General features: G+C 50.0%; 11 protein-coding genes. 6 read left to right on the top strand and 5 right to left on the bottom strand.

What is annotated here, in order from left to right; all coding sequences use genetic code 11:
• Positions 1-204 precede the first annotated feature (204 nt).
• Complete coding sequence (locus ABD836_RS17265) at positions 205-1,560, top strand: sterol desaturase family protein (protein WP_344938392.1); 1,356 nt, start codon at positions 205-207, stop codon at positions 1,558-1,560.
• Here the strand turns inward: ABD836_RS17265 and ABD836_RS17260 are convergent.
• Complete coding sequence (locus ABD836_RS17260) at positions 1,496-2,857, bottom strand: MATE family efflux transporter (RefSeq protein ID WP_344938390.1); 1,362 nt, start codon at positions 2,855-2,857, stop codon at positions 1,496-1,498. The two genes, ABD836_RS17265 and ABD836_RS17260, sit on opposite strands and share 65 nt — an antisense overlap.
• Before the next feature lie 115 nt (positions 2,858-2,972).
• Positions 2,973-4,163, bottom strand: a complete 1,191-nt coding sequence (gene fabV, locus ABD836_RS17255) for an enoyl-ACP reductase FabV (protein ID WP_344938388.1) — start codon at positions 4,161-4,163, stop codon at positions 2,973-2,975.
• Positions 4,164-4,508: 345 nt separating this feature from the next.
• Here fabV and ABD836_RS17250 point away from each other — a divergent pair, with 345 nt between their 5' ends.
• The 4 genes from ABD836_RS17250 (at position 4,509) to ABD836_RS17235 (ending at position 11,139) form a co-directional block, all read left to right on the top strand.
• A complete protein-coding gene (locus ABD836_RS17250; RefSeq protein ID WP_344938386.1) occupies positions 4,509-7,025 on the top strand; it encodes a TonB-dependent receptor in 2,517 nt (838 codons plus the stop codon).
• A gap of 159 nt (positions 7,026-7,184) precedes the next feature.
• The gene (locus ABD836_RS17245; RefSeq protein ID WP_344938384.1) at positions 7,185-8,672 is read left to right on the top strand and encodes an FAD-dependent oxidoreductase; all 1,488 of its coding nucleotides are present in this window, start codon (positions 7,185-7,187) and stop codon (positions 8,670-8,672) included.
• Between the two features lie 257 nt (positions 8,673-8,929).
• The gene (locus ABD836_RS17240) at positions 8,930-10,735 is read left to right on the top strand and encodes a CHASE domain-containing protein (RefSeq protein WP_344938382.1); all 1,806 of its coding nucleotides are present in this window, start codon (positions 8,930-8,932) and stop codon (positions 10,733-10,735) included.
• Positions 10,732-11,139: a response regulator gene (locus tag ABD836_RS17235; RefSeq protein ID WP_344938380.1), complete on the top strand. Its 408-nt coding sequence runs from the start codon at positions 10,732-10,734 to the stop codon at positions 11,137-11,139. The genes ABD836_RS17240 and ABD836_RS17235 overlap by 4 nt, the downstream gene beginning before the upstream one ends.
• 133 nt (positions 11,140-11,272) lie before the next feature.
• Here ABD836_RS17235 and ABD836_RS17230 read toward each other — a convergent pair whose 3' ends face one another.
• Both ABD836_RS17230 and ABD836_RS17225 read right to left on the bottom strand, forming a co-directional pair.
• Entirely contained in the window at positions 11,273-13,750 is a 2,478-nt protein-coding gene (locus ABD836_RS17230; RefSeq protein ID WP_344938378.1) for an esterase-like activity of phytase family protein, read from the bottom strand.
• 165 nt (positions 13,751-13,915) lie between these two features.
• Positions 13,916-15,628, bottom strand: a complete 1,713-nt coding sequence (locus tag ABD836_RS17225; RefSeq protein WP_344938376.1) for an FAD-binding protein — start codon at positions 15,626-15,628, stop codon at positions 13,916-13,918.
• Positions 15,629-15,879: 251 nt separating this feature from the next.
• Between ABD836_RS17225 and ABD836_RS17220 the strand changes: the two genes are divergently transcribed.
• Positions 15,880-16,560, top strand: a complete 681-nt coding sequence (locus ABD836_RS17220; protein WP_344938374.1) for a DNA-3-methyladenine glycosylase I — start codon at positions 15,880-15,882, stop codon at positions 16,558-16,560.
• A 55-nt stretch (positions 16,561-16,615) separates the two neighbouring features.
• On the opposite strand, the gene ABD836_RS17215 is transcribed toward ABD836_RS17220, so the two are convergent.
• The gene (locus ABD836_RS17215; protein WP_344938372.1) at positions 16,616-18,466 is read right to left on the bottom strand and encodes a DmsC/YnfH family molybdoenzyme membrane anchor subunit; all 1,851 of its coding nucleotides are present in this window, start codon (positions 18,464-18,466) and stop codon (positions 16,616-16,618) included.
• Positions 18,467-18,480: the final 14 nt, after the last annotated feature.

The raw sequence follows: 18,480 nt of genomic DNA, 5'->3' as shown, positions 1-18,480 counted from the left end.
TTGACAGCGAACTCAGAGTAAGAGGGGCAAAGGGGGATAGCAAGCCCGAAGCCAAAAACCGAACGGAAAGCCCGCCGATTGAGCAAAAACAATACAGCTATTACTCATTTATGGTATATTGTGCAAAACCGCTTTAACCATGAGCAACATCGCTAAGCTTTGCCACTAACTCGCAAAGCGTCAAAAGCAACAGCAGGTGAACAAGTGAAACGGCTATTCGCTACTTTATTTAACAGCGAAGTCCCTACAATCAGCGAACGCTACCGCCGCGCCGCCAATGCCCTTGTCGTTGTCTTTGCGCTTGCCTATAGCATTGGCTTTTTACAGCTCTTACATCTCGGCGCCTATCTCGGTCCCGGTTTGGGCGACACGGTCAGTTTTCAGCCATTAATAGACAGCTTGAATCATTTACACCGCGAACAGCCCTCCCTCTGGTATGCGGTCATCGGTCTATTGGTATTCACGACGCTTTTCCGTCTCTTCGCGATGCTCGCAGGTTATTTCCTCTACGAGCGCGATCAGGGGCAACACTACCCAATTCAATGGTTAGTCGTATTCCTGCTGTGTAATATTCTTTCAACCATCGCGATTCCTGTGATGCTGTTCGCGCTCGCAATACTCGGCAGCCTAGCTGGACTGGATTTTAGTGTGGGCTGGCATTGGGTAGAGCTCAATGTCGGCCTGGCCCAGCAACTGGTCACAAACCACATACCAACATTGATTAACGCCCCCGCGCCGGTGGCGGTATTTGCCATTATGGTATTCGCGGGCTTCTTCCACTACTGGTTCCATCGCTTAGGTCATAGCAGTCGTCTACTGTGGCTACTTTTCCACCGCCCCCATCACATGACACCGGGGCTGGTACAATCAACCATCCTCGCGGTATTTACTGCCCTGCCATTATTTGTATTTTTAGTACTGCCCTATAATTTAGTGCTTGGCGCATGTACCAAGCTATTCAGTAATGAACCGCTGTACACCGAAATTATTATTTACAATTGCTTTATATTGATTCCAGAAATTTTTGGCCACCAAACAGCACTGTACCGCTGGGCGTCACGCAACCGCCTGATTCGTTTCGCTAGTTTTATGTCGGGCGGTGGTGTTTATCACTATATGCACCACTCGTCTGAGCCCGAGCATTGCGGGCGTAGCGGCGTGGTCAACTTGGTTAATCTCGGCGGTGGACCAATGTTTCTTTGGGACATTATTTTTGGCACTTATTGCCGGCTAAGTGCAACTACGCCGCGCGCCGGGCTCAGCGGCCAACCCACATTGCACATGAATCCGCTACGCCTAAGCCTCGCTGGCGTCATACAGATAGTGCAGGAGCTAACACTTAACCCAAATTGGAAAGACAAATGGCGGGCAATCACCGCGAGCTCCGCCTACCAGCCACCAGTAAGCCGAGACTACGCAATTCGCGACAGCAAGATTTTACCAGAGCCAAACACACCTAGCCCACTATTCGCTGGCAGGGGCTTTTATAAGATTTCTAATACAAGGGCTGACTTAAACGCCAACGCAGGCGCAAACCAAGTAATAGCGCAGCAGAACTAAGCCCCGCAAACAAGCCCAACCAAAAGCCGCTCGGCCCCATTGCCGGTACCAATGCGTCGGTCATTGCCAACGCATAGCCTAGCGGCAAACCCACGCCCCAGTATGCCAATAGCGTTAAAAACATCGGGATAGAGGTGTCTTCGAAGCCCCGTAGACAGCCATTCGCGGTGACCTGTATCGCATCCGATATTTGATACAAGGCGGCAAACAGCAGTAGATAGCTGGCCAGCGCAATAACACCGGTATTGTCAGTGTAAATTAAGGGTATCCAATTTCTGGCCAATACCAACATTAGTGCCGCGGTGCAGCCAATACACAGGGTGATTTTGAAGGAAACTTGCACTGCACGACGCAAGGCTTCTGCGTCATGAGCCCCCCTCGCCAAGCCAACTCGCGTGGTCGCAGCCAGCGCAAAGCTCAGAGGCAACATAAACAGTAGTGACGTAAAATTGAGGGTCAGCTGATGGCCGGCCACAATTTCGGCACCCGCTTGACTGATGAACAAGGCGATGATGCAAAATACGCTTACCTCAAAAAAGATCGTCATACCAACGGGTAAACCGAGCTTAAGTAGGTAGCCAATGGTTTTTGGTTCCCAGTGCCAGGGACTAATTGATAAGCGAACCGCTTTATAGGCCCGATGGCGATGCACATAGGCCAGCATCAGCCCGGCCATTAACCACATCACAATCGCGGTAGCCCAGCCACAGCCGACGCCACCCATCGCTGGAATACCTAATTTGCCGTAGATCAGCACGTAATTAATGGGGATATTGGCCAATAGACCGACAACACTAATGATCAATACCGGCCGAGTATGGCTCAGCGCCTCGGTGTAACTGCGCAGTGCTAGCACCAGCGCCACCGCTGGCATACCCCAGCTCAAGCCAATAAGATATTCCAATACGAGCGGCTGCATGGCCTGATCAACATCCATGAACGCCAATAGCGGCCCTGTATTACACAGTATTAGCATCGCCAAGACACCAGCAACCACAGCGATAGTGACCACCTGATGCATCAGAGGATTAATGCGCTGCAATTGCTTGGCACCAACGTGCCGCGCCAAGACGGAGGTAGCGCTCATCAACATACCCGTCATGAACAAATAGACCGGCACCCAGATACTTGCACCAACCGCAACCGCGGCCAAATCCAGCGCGGAAACACGACCTGCCATCACTGTATCAACAAAGCCGTTAGCCGACTGCGCGAGCTGGCCACCAAAGATTGGCAATGCCAGAGTTAACTGCGCGCGCAACTCTTGACGGGATAATTGACGAGACACTAAAGACATTGAAATTCCGGGGCAAAAAACCGCCACACTCTAGCTCAGCGCGACAGCTTCCGCAAATGTATACAGCGTAAAAAAAGGAAGCCGAGGCTTCCCTTTTGTTATGCTAACGCGGCTATCAGGCCATATTTTTAATAACGACTACGGGATCGACATCAGCTTCGTAATCTACACCATCGATTTCAAAACCAAATAAACGCAGAAACTCACGTTTGTATCCGGCAAAATCGGTGACATCATGTAGATTTTCGGTACTCACGACATCCCACATTTTTCCCACGGCCTCTTGAACCTCTGGGCGCATTTCCAATCCGTCGGCACGCAGGCGCCCTTCGTCATCACAAGTCGGCGCCGAACCATATAAGCTGTTTTTAAACAGGCCGTAAACCTGCTCAATGCAACCTTCATGACTGCCATCGGCCTTCATCACTTTAAACAGCAGTGCCAAGTACAAGGGCATTACCGGAATCGCTGAGCTAGCCTGAGTAACCACAGCCTTCAATACCGAAACTCGTGCATCACCGCCTTTAGCAGCAAGACGCTCACGAATATTGATAACGCGCTTATCGAGGTCTTTTTTGGCGGCGCCAATAGTGCCGTGCCAATAGATATCCCAGGTTAGACGATCGCCTAAATAGGTATACGCTGTGGTTTTAGCGCCGTCAGCCAATACACCAGCATCATCAAGGGCATCGATCCACATTTGCCAATCTTCGCCCCCCATAACCGCAACAGTATTACTAATATCTTCGTCGCTGGCCGCAGTCAGGGTGAAGTTATCAATAATCTCTTTATCAGTATTCACACCACGCTGCGTGACATCCTTACCAATGGGCTTAAGTGTGGAGTTGTACACCACACCAGTTTTAGGATGCTGTCGACGTGGTGACGCCAGACTGTAAACCACAAGATCAATCTGACCGAGATCAGCTTTAATCTCGGCAATCGTTTTTTCCTTAATTTCGTCAGAAAAGGCGTCGCCATTAATGCTTTTGGCGTACAAGCCGTCTACCTCGGCAAATTTATGGAAGGCAGCCGAGTTATACCAACCTGCTGTGCCGGGCTTTTTCTCAACACCCTCTTTTTCAAAGAAAATCCCGAGAGTAGCGGCACCAGCACCAAACGCGGCAGTAATGCGCGACGCCAGGCCATAGCCTGTCGATGCACCAATAACCAAAACGCGCTTAGGGCCATCACTAATAGGCCCCTGTGCCTTAACATAGTCAATTTGCTGACTAACATTGGCCTCACATCCCTTAGGGTGAGTGGTTACACACATAAAACCGCGCACACGAGGCTTAATGATCATAGAAGGTCCCTGCTCCAAATTAATGAAAAAATACTTCAGCGAACGGCATTATAACCAGCCTTGTCGGCCCGCACTAATACTCACCGTCAACTTCAAAAAGCGGCTACACTCGACAAATAAGGCAATTCGACATTGCAGCCGCAAGCCATGCACATAGAATCTTCAAAAAATCTTGCGTTTTTCACACTCAGCGTCGAATAGCTATGCTAAGATCGCAAAGTAACAATACTGTAACCAAATTCACTAATAATAATTTATGCGTAGTAATGCGAATAGATTATTACGAAATAATAAATATAAGTGTCACTATATAACTATAACGCGTGCATATACCAAGAGGCAGTCATGAATAAAAATCGGCTAAAATCCTTAGCAGCAATCAGCGGCATCAGTTTGTCAGCCATCGGCTCACCTGCTCTAGCCCAAGAGAAATTCGCCCTAGAGGAAGTGATTGTTACGGCACAGAAAAAAGCCGAATCGCTACAGGACACGCCAATTTCACTGACCGCATTCGGCAGTGAACGCCTTGAAATTGAAGGCATTAGTAATTTGGGCGACATTGGCTCCAAAGTGCCCAGCCTAACTATTGAGCCCTTTCCAATTAACAATGCCACATTACGGATCTTTATTCGCGGTATTGGTATTTCTGACGCACAGATTACTCAAGACCCACCGGTTGGCATTTATGTAGACGGTGTTTACATCGCTCGTTCTACGGGCACCGCATTAGACGTCGCCGATTTGGAGCGTATCGAAATCTTGCGCGGCCCCCAAGGTACTCTCTATGGTCGCAACACCACCGGCGGCGCGATCAACCTGATCACCAAAAAGCCAACAACAGATACATTTGAATTTAAACAAAAGTTGACGCTAGGCAACCGCGACCTCTTCACCTCTAAAACAATGGTCAATTTACCATTAACCGATACACTGGCCGTTAAAATTGCCGCACTGCAAACCATGCAAGATGGCCACGTTGAAAACGACGGCCCCGGCGGTGATTTTGGTGACCGCGACGTCAGTGGTTTTCGCTTTGATTTACGCTGGGACATAAGCGACACCCTCGCACTTGATTACGCCTACGATAAATCCGATTTCGACTATTACAACACCCAATACCAGCATGTACGGGAGCGCACACCCATAGCCGGAAGCCAAGCCGATTTGGTCGACGGTAGCAATTACACCAGCTACTCTTCAACACGGCAAAAAAGCGTTTCTACAATCGCCGACTTCGAGCAATCATCGACGGATATCGAAGGCCATGCTTTTACTCTGACCAAAGAGTTCGATAATTTCCAATTGAAATACATTGGCGCTTTCCGCGAACTTTACGACCAGTCCTATGCAGACCTCGGCGGCGGTAAAGGTTTAGAGCCTGGCCAAGACACGCATGGCATCAGCGGCGACAGCAAAAAAGTCTTTCGCTTAGATTCAAATGAGTACTGCGGGCAAGCGGCGGAGTTTGTCTTAGGCGCCGGCGAATGCACGCCACTGGTTTACCCTAAGGTTTCCCAAGAGCAGTTCTCCCATGAACTGCAATTAAGCGGTGATGCCTTTGACGGCAGTGTTAACTATATTTTTGGCGCTTATTATTTTGAAGAAACCGCGCAAGAAGACAATACACCACTGCATCATCAGTTGAGCGGCCCAGTCAACCTTGGATTGCCATCACTATCTGCAATTCCAGGCCTAGGCCCACTGCTCGGCGGTATTACCGACCCGCTAACCACTTTCCGCGCGGTAAACCTGCTCAGCCAAAAATACGATATCGACAACAGTGCGGCGGCAATCTTCGGCCAATTCACATGGACACCCAAAATACTGGATGAGCGTCTTCACCTCACCTTTGGTGCACGCCACTCTGAAGACGAGCGGAAGACTGTCAAATTCCAGCAAGACATGACAATCGCCGAAACTGCCTTAACTGCAATTGACGTGTCCTTCGTCCAGTGTGGCGGCAACCCACTCAATTCCGACTGTCGCAATTTTGACAGTATCCCGGCCTCACAAGACTTCAGCAATGACTCTTTCAGCATTGTTGCGGAATACGATATCACCGACGACATCAATATCTACGCTAAGCGCGTTGAAGCCTATAAATCAGGCGGTTTTAACACCCGAGACCCTCAGAAAGACGGCAATCAAGGCCCCGCGACCGACGGCAATGATTACGGCTTTGGCTACGCTGATGGCTTTGATGCTGAGTACGTCACCTCTTATGAACTAGGCCTGAAAAGCGAACTTATGGATCGCCGCCTGCGCGTCAACGCCGATGTATTCTACAGCCAGTACGAAGACATGCAGTTGAACTTCATCCTGACCGGGACCGTCGCAGACACAAAAGTGACCAACGCTGGTGAAGCCGAAATGTACGGTTTTGAAACCGACATTACGTTTATGGCCACCCGCGAATTACTTTTGATGGCGAACTATGCCTACCTTCACACCGAAGTAACCAAGGCTACCGACATCACTGGCGCAGACGTAGCGGATAAGTTTGTGTTTTTCTCCGCACCGGAGAACTCCTTCACTCTGTCTGCTGACTACACTTTGTTCCAAGCCGACTGGGGCACCGGTAGCGCAAATATCAGTGTGAACTATATGGACGACCGCAACGGTGGCTCCCGCGCCGAAAATGTGAAAAACACTCACCTGCGCCAATACGAACTCGTTAATGCACGCTTCAGCCTAACTGACATCGCCTTTGCGGACGGTAGATTGGGCGCGGGGGTGTGGGCTAAAAACCTACTGGATACCGAGTACGAGTTAACGGCAGTCGACAATCTCCCACAAGCTGATCGCTCAGTAATTTGGGGTGATCCGCGCACCTTTGGCATTGATGTCTTCTATGAATATTAATTGCTGAGAAATAAACAGAGGCTGCTTCGGCAGCCTTTTTTATGTACTGCAAACAGATCATTTACCCTTCAAGTCCGGCGAATCACAATTACGCTTATCACCGCCAAATTCGCCACTATCTGCACCGCTCCCACAGACAATAAAATGAATAGGTAGCCCATGACCACAGTGACAAAAACCACAGCCACCAAGCCTCGAAATAGCCGCGACATTCAGCACTGGGATATTGACACCGACGTTGCCATTATTGGCTTTGGCGGCGCTGGGGCAAGCGCCGCCATCGAAGCCGCCGACGCCGGTGCAAAGGTCACTATCTTTGAACTAGCCAGCGCCAGCGGCGGCTCGACCGCACTTTCTAGCGCCGAGATTTATATGGGCGGCAATGGCGGCACCCCAGTCCAGCAAGCCTGCGGGTATCACGACGACACCGAAAACATGGTGAACTACCTGAAGGCCTGCTTTGGTAATCAAGCCGACGACACTAAAATTCGCGACTATTGCGAAAATAGCCTTATGCACTATGAATGGCTCACCGGCCTTGGCGTACCGTTTAAATTAAGCGAATTAAAAGAGCGGGCCATAATGGCTTTAACTGACGACTGCTTGCTGTTCACCGGCAATGAAAAAGCCTACCCGTTTACCGAGCACGCCACCCCCGTTCCCCGCGGCCACAACCTGGAAATTGAGGGTGACAACGGTGGCCCTTTGCTGATGAAAATTCTCACCGAAGCCGTTCAGGAGCGAAATATTGAAGTGCACTACGATAGCCGCGCATTGACGTTAATCTGCAACGACGCCGGCGAAGTCGAGGGCGTAGTAGTGCGTATCGACCAGCAAGAGAAGACTGTTCGCGCCCGCAAAGGCGTTATTCTTTGCGCAGGTGGCTTCTGTATGAATGAAGAGATGGTGCGTAAATACGCGCCCTCCTTCGACTGCGGCTTAGTTCCCATCGGCAATCCCGGCGACACGGGCAGCGGTATACTAATGGGCCTAGGCGTTGGCGCCGGCACCACCAATATGCACGAATGCTTTGTTAGCCTGCCCTATTATCCACCGGCCTCGCTTACCTACGGCATATTAGTCAACGACAAAGCCCAGCGTTTTATCAACGAAGATTGCTACCATGGTCGCGTCGGTTATAACGCTTTAATGGCTCAGCGCAACGCCAAGCGCATTTACTTTATTACCGACGTAGAGGGCTATGGCGAATACGAGAAAATGAGCTATCTTGGCGCGCAAGTCGCAGGGACCGGCGACAGCGTGGCCGAGCTGGAGCTGGAGTTAGAGCTGCCCGCTGGCAGCCTGCAACACACCGTCGATCAATATAATAGCGGCGCGAGCGAAGGCAAGGATCCACTATTCCACAAAGCAGCCGCGTGGCTACGGCCTCTAACGCCACCCTACGTAGCGCTGGATTGCACCTTAGGCCGCGGTCCCTTCTACCCGTTTTTCACTCTAGGCGGCCTAGACACACTGCCTAGCGGCGAAGTCCTTAATCCTGACGGTGAGGTAATTAGCGGCCTCTACGCCGCAGGCCGAACCACTGCGGGCATACCGCGAACAGCGGCCGGCTACGCTAGTGGGATGTCCGTGGGTGACGTCACTTATTTCGGGCGGCGCGCGGGCGCTTGTGCAGCACAAAATTAACAATCCCGCCCTAAATTGCGGCGGCAGCCATATGTGCCGCCGCAAAACCTTCCCACTCCGTTACCACAAACTAAGTAGCAGCCTCCCGACAAGCTCCCTATACTGTGTACAGTCCACGCTAAGCATCACTGCCGCTTATAGACCAAACACTTGCCGTACCTAGACCGTCTGCTACGGTGTGTTCAGCGAATTGTATACCTCATAGCGCAAGTGATAGTGTTAGCCTCTTTATCTAACAATACCAATTAGCTGATTTTATGAGCAACGATCAAGCAACTGACCAAGTCGCCATTCTGACCGAGCAGCACGCCCTCAAAAAGGCGGGTGGATTGCATTGGTTCCACTGGCTCGTCGTTAGCTTATCACTAGTGCTAACCTTAGGTGTTTGGCAGTACTCTCGCTTACAAGTACAAGAGAAAATTGAAAATCGCTTTGACCGCGAAGCAGAACAAGTCATAACCCTCCTATCAGAACGCCTGCAAAAATACGAGGATGCACTCTGGTCTGGGGTCGCGACAATTAATTCCCACAATGGTGATATGAATAGCAAACAGTGGGAGGCGTTTGCAACGACGCTACATTTGCCCGCTAAATACAAAGGCATTAACGGCATTGGCGTTATACACAATGTCGAAGCTGATAATCTGGACACCTACCTCCTACAGCAAAGGCAAATACGTCCCAACTACGGTTTGCATCCCCAGCACAACAACGGCTACTTAATGCCCATAAGCTATATTGAACCCGCAAGAGACAATTTAGCCGCGGTAGGACTCGATGTTGCCCACGAGACAAATCGCTTAACGGCCGCCTTGAAAGCAAGAGATACCGGCCAGGCGCAAATTACCGGCCCCATTGTATTAGTCCAGGATGCCGAACAAACCCCAGGATTTTTATTTTATGCGCCGTTTTATCGAACGCTCCAAAGCGACAGCTTAGAAGACCGACGCAGTAATTTTGCCGGTATGGTCTACGCACCGTTTGTTGTTCACAAGCTAATGCGCGGGACTTTAGAGAAAAGCCGCCGGCATGTTGGTATAAGTATTAGCGACGGTGGCGGCTATCTCTACAACGAAGACGATTCTGATACAGCAAGCACCGCAACCAGCCCTCTCTTCGCCACTAACCACAATATGCAAGTTTACGGTCGGCAATGGCAAATTAAGATCTGGTCGACAGCCGCATTTCACAAAGTAGCTCAAAATTCGCAGCCAATGCTCATCCTCATTGGAGGCATAATCATAGACACCTTGCTGCTCAGCCTGTTCATCTTCCTTTCAAGAGCGAACCGACGAGCCCTGTCCTTTGCCGAGCGCATGTCGGAAAGTTGTCAGCAAAAAGCTCACGAGCTACAAAAGTCCGTAGTTCGGCTCGAAGCCTCTAACGAAGAACTCGCTCAGTTCGCGTTTGCTGCGTCCCACGATCTGCAGGAGCCACTGCGCAGCTTAAGCAATTTCAGCGAGCTCCTAAGCGAGGAATTAGCCGGAAGTGAACAAAATGAGCGCGTTTCATTGTCTGTGAAATTTATTAGTGAGGCAGCCGAACGTATGCGCGACTTAGTTTTTGGACTAATGTCTTACAGCAGCATAGGCCGTGCGCCGACTCTCTCGCAAATCGATTGCGGCAAGCTACTTGCCGACGTGATTGCCGACTTAGATGCTGCCATCAATAATGCCAACGCCACGGTTAGCATAGGCACCCTGCCAACTATCAACGGTTTTGAAACAGAGCTCCGAATGCTCTTTCAGAACTTAGTCAGCAATGCTATTAAATTCAGGAAAGCTGATGGCGAGCTGCAAATTGATATCGCCTGCATTGATAAGGGCGAGGACTGGTGCTTTACCGTTAGCGATAACGGGATTGGGATCGAAGCAGAATATCTTGATCAAATCTTTATGATTTTTAAACGTCTGCACAGTCAAGACGTGTATCCCGGCAGCGGAATCGGGCTTGCTAATTGTAAAAAGGTGATCAATTTACATGGCGGAAAAATTTGGGTAGATTCACGTTTAAACAAAGGCAGTACCTTCTGCTTTACTATTCCCAAGGTAATAGCACTATGAGCACTAAGCTTGAGAATATCGTATTGATCGACGACAGTGGCGCAGACAATTATTACCACCAAATGATCATAGAGAAAGCCAACACCTGTAGAACAGTAACCGCCTACAACCTTGCTAGCAAAGCATTAAACAACATTGAAGACACAATCAAAAAAAAGCAAAAACTCCCTGAGCTAATATTTTTAGATATCAATATGCCGATTATCGATGGCTGGGATTTTCTCAAGCGCTATGAAGAAATCGTCCCCCAAGATCTGCGCCAAACCGTTATTATTATTTTGTCTACGTCGGTAAATCCAAGCGATCATGATCGCGCAGCGGCTCATCCCTCGGTCGCGGCGTATTGCAGCAAACCGCTATCCGCGACCAAACTACAGGATATTGTGGCGAAGCATTTTTCTTAGCAATCGCGAATATTTGGCTAAACCGATCGCGTTTACCATTGCCACAATGGCTAACACCACAATCACTAGCAAATTTTGAACACAAAAAAGCCCGCACTGAGGCGGGCTTTAAGCACTATAATTTTACTCGAGCTTAGAATAGTTTACCTAGGTTCAACAACTGAGTTTCACCATTGCTGTCGTCAACACCGTCGTTGTCATTCACCATAAGCACATCACCGTTTTTCATGATGGCGATGCCTTCTATTTTCTCGGTAATCAAACCACCTGTTGCCAACATATCAGGCATTACATCACGCACCAGTTTTTTGCTGACCAAGGCGCCGTCGGCCAAACCAATGGCATCAAATTTATACAAACGTTTGATGACTGCGTCTGGGCCACCTTGATTATCACGCTCAATCACCAGGAATTCGCCATCGCCGATAGAGCTAATTTCAGACAAACCAACCCAGCCACCATTTTGTGACTCCGGCGCATCAAGCGGGTAGAACAAGAAACTCCAGGTTTCAGCAGCCAAATCGTAGATACCAATACGGACATTAGCTTCACCCTGCCAAGCACGCTGGAAAGCAACATACAGTTTCCCGTCGTACTCAGTAACACCCTCAAAGCCGTTATTGCGTTGTAAATCATTCACGGCTGCAGGCAAGGTCACCGCGTCTTCAATGACACCGTTGCTAGCGGCTTTGATCAGCAGGTTCATACTGGCGACCGGACCGTCAACTGCGTTTCCGGAGCCTTCAGAGGCGACCCAAAAGCTGCCATCGGCCAATTTAACAACACCTTCAGGATCAATATTTACAGTTTTATCCGCGTTTATCGCCGTTGCAGGCAATGCGCCAGCTGGTAGTGCGGCGAGCACGTCATTGCTGTCGGTGATACGAGTTTCCTTGGTGATAACAGCGGGGTGCTGGGTCACGTCCATAGTGAAAATACGGTTTTGCGTGTAGTAACTATCATCAACCGCGTAGATCAACTTACTGTCAGACGGATCTGCCGACAGGCCAGACAATGCGCTCCATGAAATCGGCGAGCCGTCGAGACGATCGTTTGAAACAATAGTTGGATAATTTGCCGAAGCATAACCGTACTGGTAGATATTTAATGCTGAGCGCATTACGTCGTCGCGAGCATCTTCTTCGCTCGCCACTATAAGTAAATTACGCGATGGTATCGCCAGTGCGCCTTCAGGGCCAACCGCCGCTGGCAGCAATTGCTTAAATACCGGTTTGGTGAAATCAGCTACATCGTAAACAAATACCACACTGGAGCGCTCAGAGTTCACAAACAGGTAACGTTCGCTGCCAAACACACCAAACTCAGCATTCTCAGGCTCATTGCCTTTATTCTCTGAGCGAGATTCTGGGTAGTGGCCATAGCGCGCAGTGAGCTGGTCTAAGCTACTACCGGCTTCATAAACAACGTCGCCAGCCGTATTAAATACACTGAAACCGCGGCTACCGCCGTCGAGATCACCTTCGTTAGCCGTAACGAAATACTCAGTAGATAACCAACTCACGCCGTCTGGTTCACGAAGTACACCGGCCAGTGATTCATCCTGAGTTATCCCATCATCTTCAGTGGCATCCACACCGACCAAGTCGACACTGCCAGCGCTGAAGTGATTCACGATGCTGCCATCAGTAAGATTAACGAGCACAATGTGATTATTTTCTTGTAACGACACCACCGCAATATTGTCAGTATTGATATCAACAAACTCGGGTTCTGGGTCATTGCTGTATAAATCGGCCAAGCCCGTCATGGTAACGGTACTGGTTGTCCAAGTACTGTGGTCACCCGTCAAATTAACGATGACCAATGAACCCGCAGGCAATTGTGGCGGCACACCTTCGCCAAGGTCTTCATCACGTTCATTTTCAATAACCACAGCGGCATAGGCACCGTCAGGGCTAACCGCAACTGAATCAGGCTGGCCGCCGACATCGATAGTGCGGAGGATTGAACGGCTCGCGATATCAACAACGACCAATGAACCAGCCACATTGATATAGTCTGCACTGCTGTTAACACCCACCAGCGCATAATCGCCTTTTATCGACACCGAGGTCGGCTCGCCATTGAGGGCTAGCAGACCCAAAGCAGTTGGTTTTGAGGGATCGGTAATGTCGACAAAGCCGAGCTGATTTTGCGGGCTGTCGGTATAAATTAATGTCATGCCGTCCTGACTGGCGGCAACGATTTCGGCTGCGGTGGCTTCATCGGGATCGTCGTCACAGCTAGGATCTGCCTGCAAGCAGACAGGAAATGCCGCAATGCGGTTAAAGTTTTTGGCTTCATTAACAATCGTGGGAGTACAAATAGCAGAGCTGTCGACAACCTCGTTGTCATTGAGAATGTCATCGCCATTGGTATCACGACCTGACTCTACTTTAACGCCGCCGTTAAAACACTGTGCATCTCCAACCGATAAATTACTTTGGCGAATCAGGCTATTCAAACCATCGCTGCCATTACTTCCGGCCTGGCCAGCTTCGCCATTCAGTCCGTCGCTGCCGTTGCGGCCATCATCACCGCCACAGGCTACTAAAAATAATGGCGTTGCAAGGGCAATCCCTAGCGCAAGTTTACTCTTATAAAATTGCATATCTGCTCCGTTAGTCCGCGAAAATAATAATCGCTAAAGATTACGGAGGAATTGCGACAAAACACTGACAGTTTTATGTCAGTAATATGAGGATTATGTGACACCACATTGTATTACAGGGCCGGCACCGAGGATAAAAATCAGTGTCGGCCCTGCGATCAGGTATTAGTCTTGGAAGCCGCTAATGTGTTTGGCGGCTTGATACGCAAATGTCATTGCCGGCCCCAAAGTAGACCCAGGGCCCGGATAGGTTGGCAGTACCGCGGCGCTGCAATTTCCCACCGCATACAGACCGTCAATTGCACTGCCATCGCTCTTAAGCACTTGCGCATCGGGATTGGTTGCCAATCCACCCTGCGTACCGAAATCACCAGCCTCTAGACGCATAGCGTAAAACGGTGCTTCATCGATTACGCCTAAGCAGGGGTTAGGTTCAAAGCGCGGATCGCCATAGTAACGATCATACGCCGAATCACCGCGTTGAAAATCGAGGTCTTTACCTGTTTTCGCGTAGGCGTTCATCTTGCCGACGGTTTTCTCCAAGTTCTCTGCATCAATGCCCAACTGCTCGGCTAGCTCACGAACAGTATTGGCCTTACCCACCAATTTTGTCTCAAACCATTCTTTGGGTATGGTCCAATCGGGTTTCAAAGAGGCTGTCATCAAAGGACCGACAATATAGTCCCGGCGAAAACGGGCGTCGAATATCTGATACATTGGCGAACAAGGCGCAGCCTCACTGTGTTGCTTGTAAAGGTCTTTCTGAAACGCCATGTAGTTCTGCGACTCGTTGGCAAAACGTTCACCACGCAGATTGACGATACAGGAGCCAGGGTAGGATTTTTCCATAACACTTAAGCGCGGAGCTGGCTCGCCAGGTACAGATACCGTTGTACACCACCATGCCCCGTCCATTAGTCGTGTCGCCGCACCGAGTTTTAAACCTGCTTGAATGGCATCGCCGGTATTACCTTCTACGCCGCCGCTCCAGTCACTACTCGTTGGGGCAGGCAAATACTCTTCGCGCATCTGCTGATTGCGCTCAAAACCACCCGCAGCCAGAATCACGCCTTTACGAGCCTGCACCCTCAGCTTTTTGCCATCGCGCTGAATAATAGCGCCAACCACTCGCCCATCTTCTTCGATCAGCTCCTCCATTGGCGAGCTGGCCCACAAGGGAATATTGCGCTTTTTAACTGAATACCACAGCCGCGCAACACCGGCCGCCCCCGTGCACACATCGCGACCCAAGCCGTTGCCCTTGATCAGCCACGCAAAATCAAAGGCCCAGCTAGCAATTAGTTTCAGGGTTAGTTTGATCCAGCCCGGCCCCTGCAAGGTCAGTAGGGCTGCTTCAACTTGGGTGAAATAAATTCGATTAAAGAGTCGCATCATATGATGCGAGGGCCGCAGCCGTTTGACGTCGTCGCCAAGCAGTGAGGAGTCAAACCGCGCCGGCTCCATTGACCGGTGCCCAGTACGCGAGCCAGCAACATTGGTATAGTAATCTGGGTAATGCTCTAAGGTTTCATAGCGAACATCGCTGCACTCATGCAAAAAATCGATCATTTTTGGGCCGTTGCGCAGATAGCTGTCGACCATTTCTTCGGGAACCGCACCTTCGGGTGTGGTATTTAAGAGATAAGCCTTTGCGTCCTCAAAGCTATCCTGCGCGCCCGCCGCTTTTGCGTAGCGATTACCAGGAATCCAGACCCCACCACCCGAGGTTGCACTGGTGCCACCGATCTCGGCCGATTTTTCAACAATCAGCAGGTCTTTGACACCCATCTCGTAGCTACTCAAGGCCGCTGCTAGCGCACCATTGCCGCTGCCTACAATTAACACGTCAACGCTGTGATCCCAGCTTTTCTCTGTCATTATTTTTGTCCTAAGTCGCTTTTAATCAAAATGGCAACAATAATCGATTGAACGCCTGTCATCTTGATTGAGGTATTCCATTGCCGCTAAGTCGATACAATGCCCATCATTACGCTATCATAAACGGCTATGCGCAGTGATCTCTATCATCCGTCTGCAGTACGCTCATTCATCATAACTCTGCACCCATAGGCTAGCTAAATGAAGTGCACACTAGGCATCCATTGACTGCGAATTAGGGAATTCAAACAATGACCACGTTGTATACCACATACCTGGAGCGCGCGATTGCACAGCACGGCTCGCTTGCCGCTGTCGAAGATCGGCTTCCCAGCAGCCTCGCCGCAGAAGAATTAGCCACCATCCCAGATCGTCAGTATTTGGCAGAAATGGCGGCCTGCGTGTTTCGAGCCGGTTTTGTCTGGCGAGTTATCAGTTTGAAATGGCCGGGCTTCGAAGCGGTATTCAATGGTTTCTTACCGATTTGGGTCGCATCGCGGTCGCCCGAAGAAATCGAAGCCATGGCCAGCGACAAACGAATTGTTCGCAATTTAACCAAGGTGAAATCAGTTCAAGACAATGCCCTATTTGTACTCGATATCCAGCGCGAGCACGGAAGCTTTGGCAATTTTTTGGCCAGCTGGCCAAGTGACGACATTACCGGCTTATGGGCGTATTTAAAGAAGCACGGTAGCCGTCTTGGTGGTAATTCCGGTCAGTATTTTCTGCGGTTTAGTGGTAAAGACACCTTTATTTTAAGCAGAGATGTATGCACCGCCCTGCTCAGCACGGGCATAATCGACAAAGCGCAAGTTACCGCTCAGCGTGATTTAAAGAAAGTTCAGTCGGCTTTTAATGAAATGCAGCAGGAGAGTGGTCGCTCTATGGCCGAATTGAGCATGATTTTAGCCCTCTCCATTGGGCCTCGCTAACACACCCTATAACTAGCAGAAGGTAGCGAAGCACTGCTTCGCTACCTCGTACGTTTTAGTGCGCGTGTGCAACTACCCCAACTTGCGGCATATTGGCTAAACCGATATCCCGGGCATGCTCCTCAAAATCCTTATTCTTCCAGAAGAAAGCGCCAGGCATGGTAGTGGGTATAACCAAAACGTAAAACAGGCAGCGGCCGATAATTGCTGTTGCCAATATCGAGCCACACAATACTACGCCACCCAGTAACGTCAGAGCGCCGAGATTAGCACTACTCAAAAGCGCAGACGCCAGAATTAAATTCGCCAATAACAGTACATTCCGTAAGGCATAGCTCTTGCCAAATAAAGTGCTTTGAATGTAATGCGATACACTACCTTCGTTATTGCCCTTATTCATAGCCGCGGCATGCCACCACAAACCAACCGCTTCTAAAGCGCTACCAAAGATAATGCCGCACATGCTTAGCTTCAGTAGCGCAAGGCCGCCCGCGTCAATTAGCATCAACGTTGGCACGCCAATAAGTGCTAATACCACGCTGCCCATGCTCAGTGCGGTACCTAAAAATGCGCTTCCCGTCTGCCAGTGATTCCAAAATGGCCGCGCCGGAATACGGTAGCAGCGATACATATAATAAAGCCCAACTGCACCAGCAATTAGCGCCAAATAGCCAGTTACGCTGGCTACTGTCCTAAAGCTACCCCACTCGCCAAGCATTGAAATAAACACGGCATTTTCAGGTAACATCGCTAACAGGTGCACGCCCGCAAAAACCATATACAAAAGCATGCCCAAACCTTCGCGACACACTGGCGAATGGCGCAAATTATTAAAGCCCCGGTAAAAGCGCCACGGCTTACCAAGATGCGTCGCCGACATCAGCATACCGAGCCCCGCCAACGCGACGGTGACGGCCATCAAGGGGACGTACATCACCGATTCCCGCAGAGCGACAACACTCTCAATACCAAATTGGGCGCCGAGGAAACTCAATAGAAATGCACCCAGCGACGTCTGACTGACAAGGGTAAAGATAACCAAAGGATTCTCACGCGAACTGAGTTTGCCGAGGCTCCATTTTTTATCCACGCCTTTCTTCTGGTCAACAACGGGACGATATTGACCGTCATCCCCCTTATGGTATTTAACCTCCATGCCATCAGGGCGGGTAACCTCGTCAGGCATATTTTTAATCTGTTGAAAACGAATATTAGGGTGAGTTATTTCAGGATCAGGGAACCCTGGAATACTCAGCTTACCCTGTTCGCGATTATCGGGTAGATCATCCACTACGCCAAAATTGAGCGCGTTACCCAAACAAGCAGAAACGCAAGCTGGCTTTAAATTCACTTCCAAGCGGTCAACACACATATTGCACTTGGATACTTGTCCTTTAATCGGGTCGAGCTGAGGTGCATTGTAGGGACAAACCCAGGTGCAATAACCGCAACCAAAACAGGTTTCAGGGTCCTGCAGTACCGCTCCGTATTCCACATGTTTGGTGTAAGCACGGGTCGGGCAGCCTTTCAAACACACCGGGTCGTCACAGTGATTACAGGCCATGGAGATGTTCATGCGCTTAAAGTCAGGATAGGTGCCACCCTCAACATAGCCAACTGAACGAAAGCTAATATGTGCAGGGTTGTCGTTTTTCTCACTGCACGCGGCTTCACAAGCATGACAGCCGATACAATTGTCTGCAGTAAAATGAAAAGCGTGTTGCTTATTTCGGTTGGGGTTATTCCCCACCCCCGGCTCTTCGTTAATAAACATTTCCCGGCCCGCGGGCAACGCACCGCCAGTGCGCGCAATAAGATCGATGGGCGCCTCGTAGTAATTTACCTCTGGCGCTGTCGGCTCCTTAAGAAAAGCATAACTGGGTTCATCGTCTCTAACTTTCCACATATATAAGACCCTTT

The sequence above is a fragment of the Zhongshania borealis genome, from assembly GCF_039539625.1.
Taxonomy (GTDB): Bacteria; Pseudomonadota; Gammaproteobacteria; order Pseudomonadales; family Spongiibacteraceae; genus Spongiibacter; species Spongiibacter borealis.
This window is presented reverse-complemented; position numbering and strand designations above follow the sequence as displayed.

Coding starts and splice junctions, on each gene's coding strand:
- ABD836_RS17245 (WP_344938384.1), top strand. CDS start 7,185: ATGACCACAGTGACAAAAACCACAGCCACCAAGCCTCGAAATAGCCGC.
- fabV (WP_344938388.1), bottom strand. CDS start 4,163: ATGATCATTAAGCCTCGTGTGCGCGGTTTTATGTGTGTAACCACTCAC.
- ABD836_RS17235 (WP_344938380.1), top strand. CDS start 10,732: ATGAGCACTAAGCTTGAGAATATCGTATTGATCGACGACAGTGGCGCA.
- ABD836_RS17230 (WP_344938378.1), bottom strand. CDS start 13,750: ATGCAATTTTATAAGAGTAAACTTGCGCTAGGGATTGCCCTTGCAACG.
- ABD836_RS17260 (WP_344938390.1), bottom strand. CDS start 2,857: ATGTCTTTAGTGTCTCGTCAATTATCCCGTCAAGAGTTGCGCGCGCAG.
- ABD836_RS17220 (WP_344938374.1), top strand. CDS start 15,880: ATGACCACGTTGTATACCACATACCTGGAGCGCGCGATTGCACAGCAC.
- ABD836_RS17215 (WP_344938372.1), bottom strand. CDS start 18,466: ATGTGGAAAGTTAGAGACGATGAACCCAGTTATGCTTTTCTTAAGGAG.
- ABD836_RS17240 (WP_344938382.1), top strand. CDS start 8,930: ATGAGCAACGATCAAGCAACTGACCAAGTCGCCATTCTGACCGAGCAG.
- ABD836_RS17225 (WP_344938376.1), bottom strand. CDS start 15,628: ATGACAGAGAAAAGCTGGGATCACAGCGTTGACGTGTTAATTGTAGGC.
- ABD836_RS17250 (WP_344938386.1), top strand. CDS start 4,509: ATGAATAAAAATCGGCTAAAATCCTTAGCAGCAATCAGCGGCATCAGT.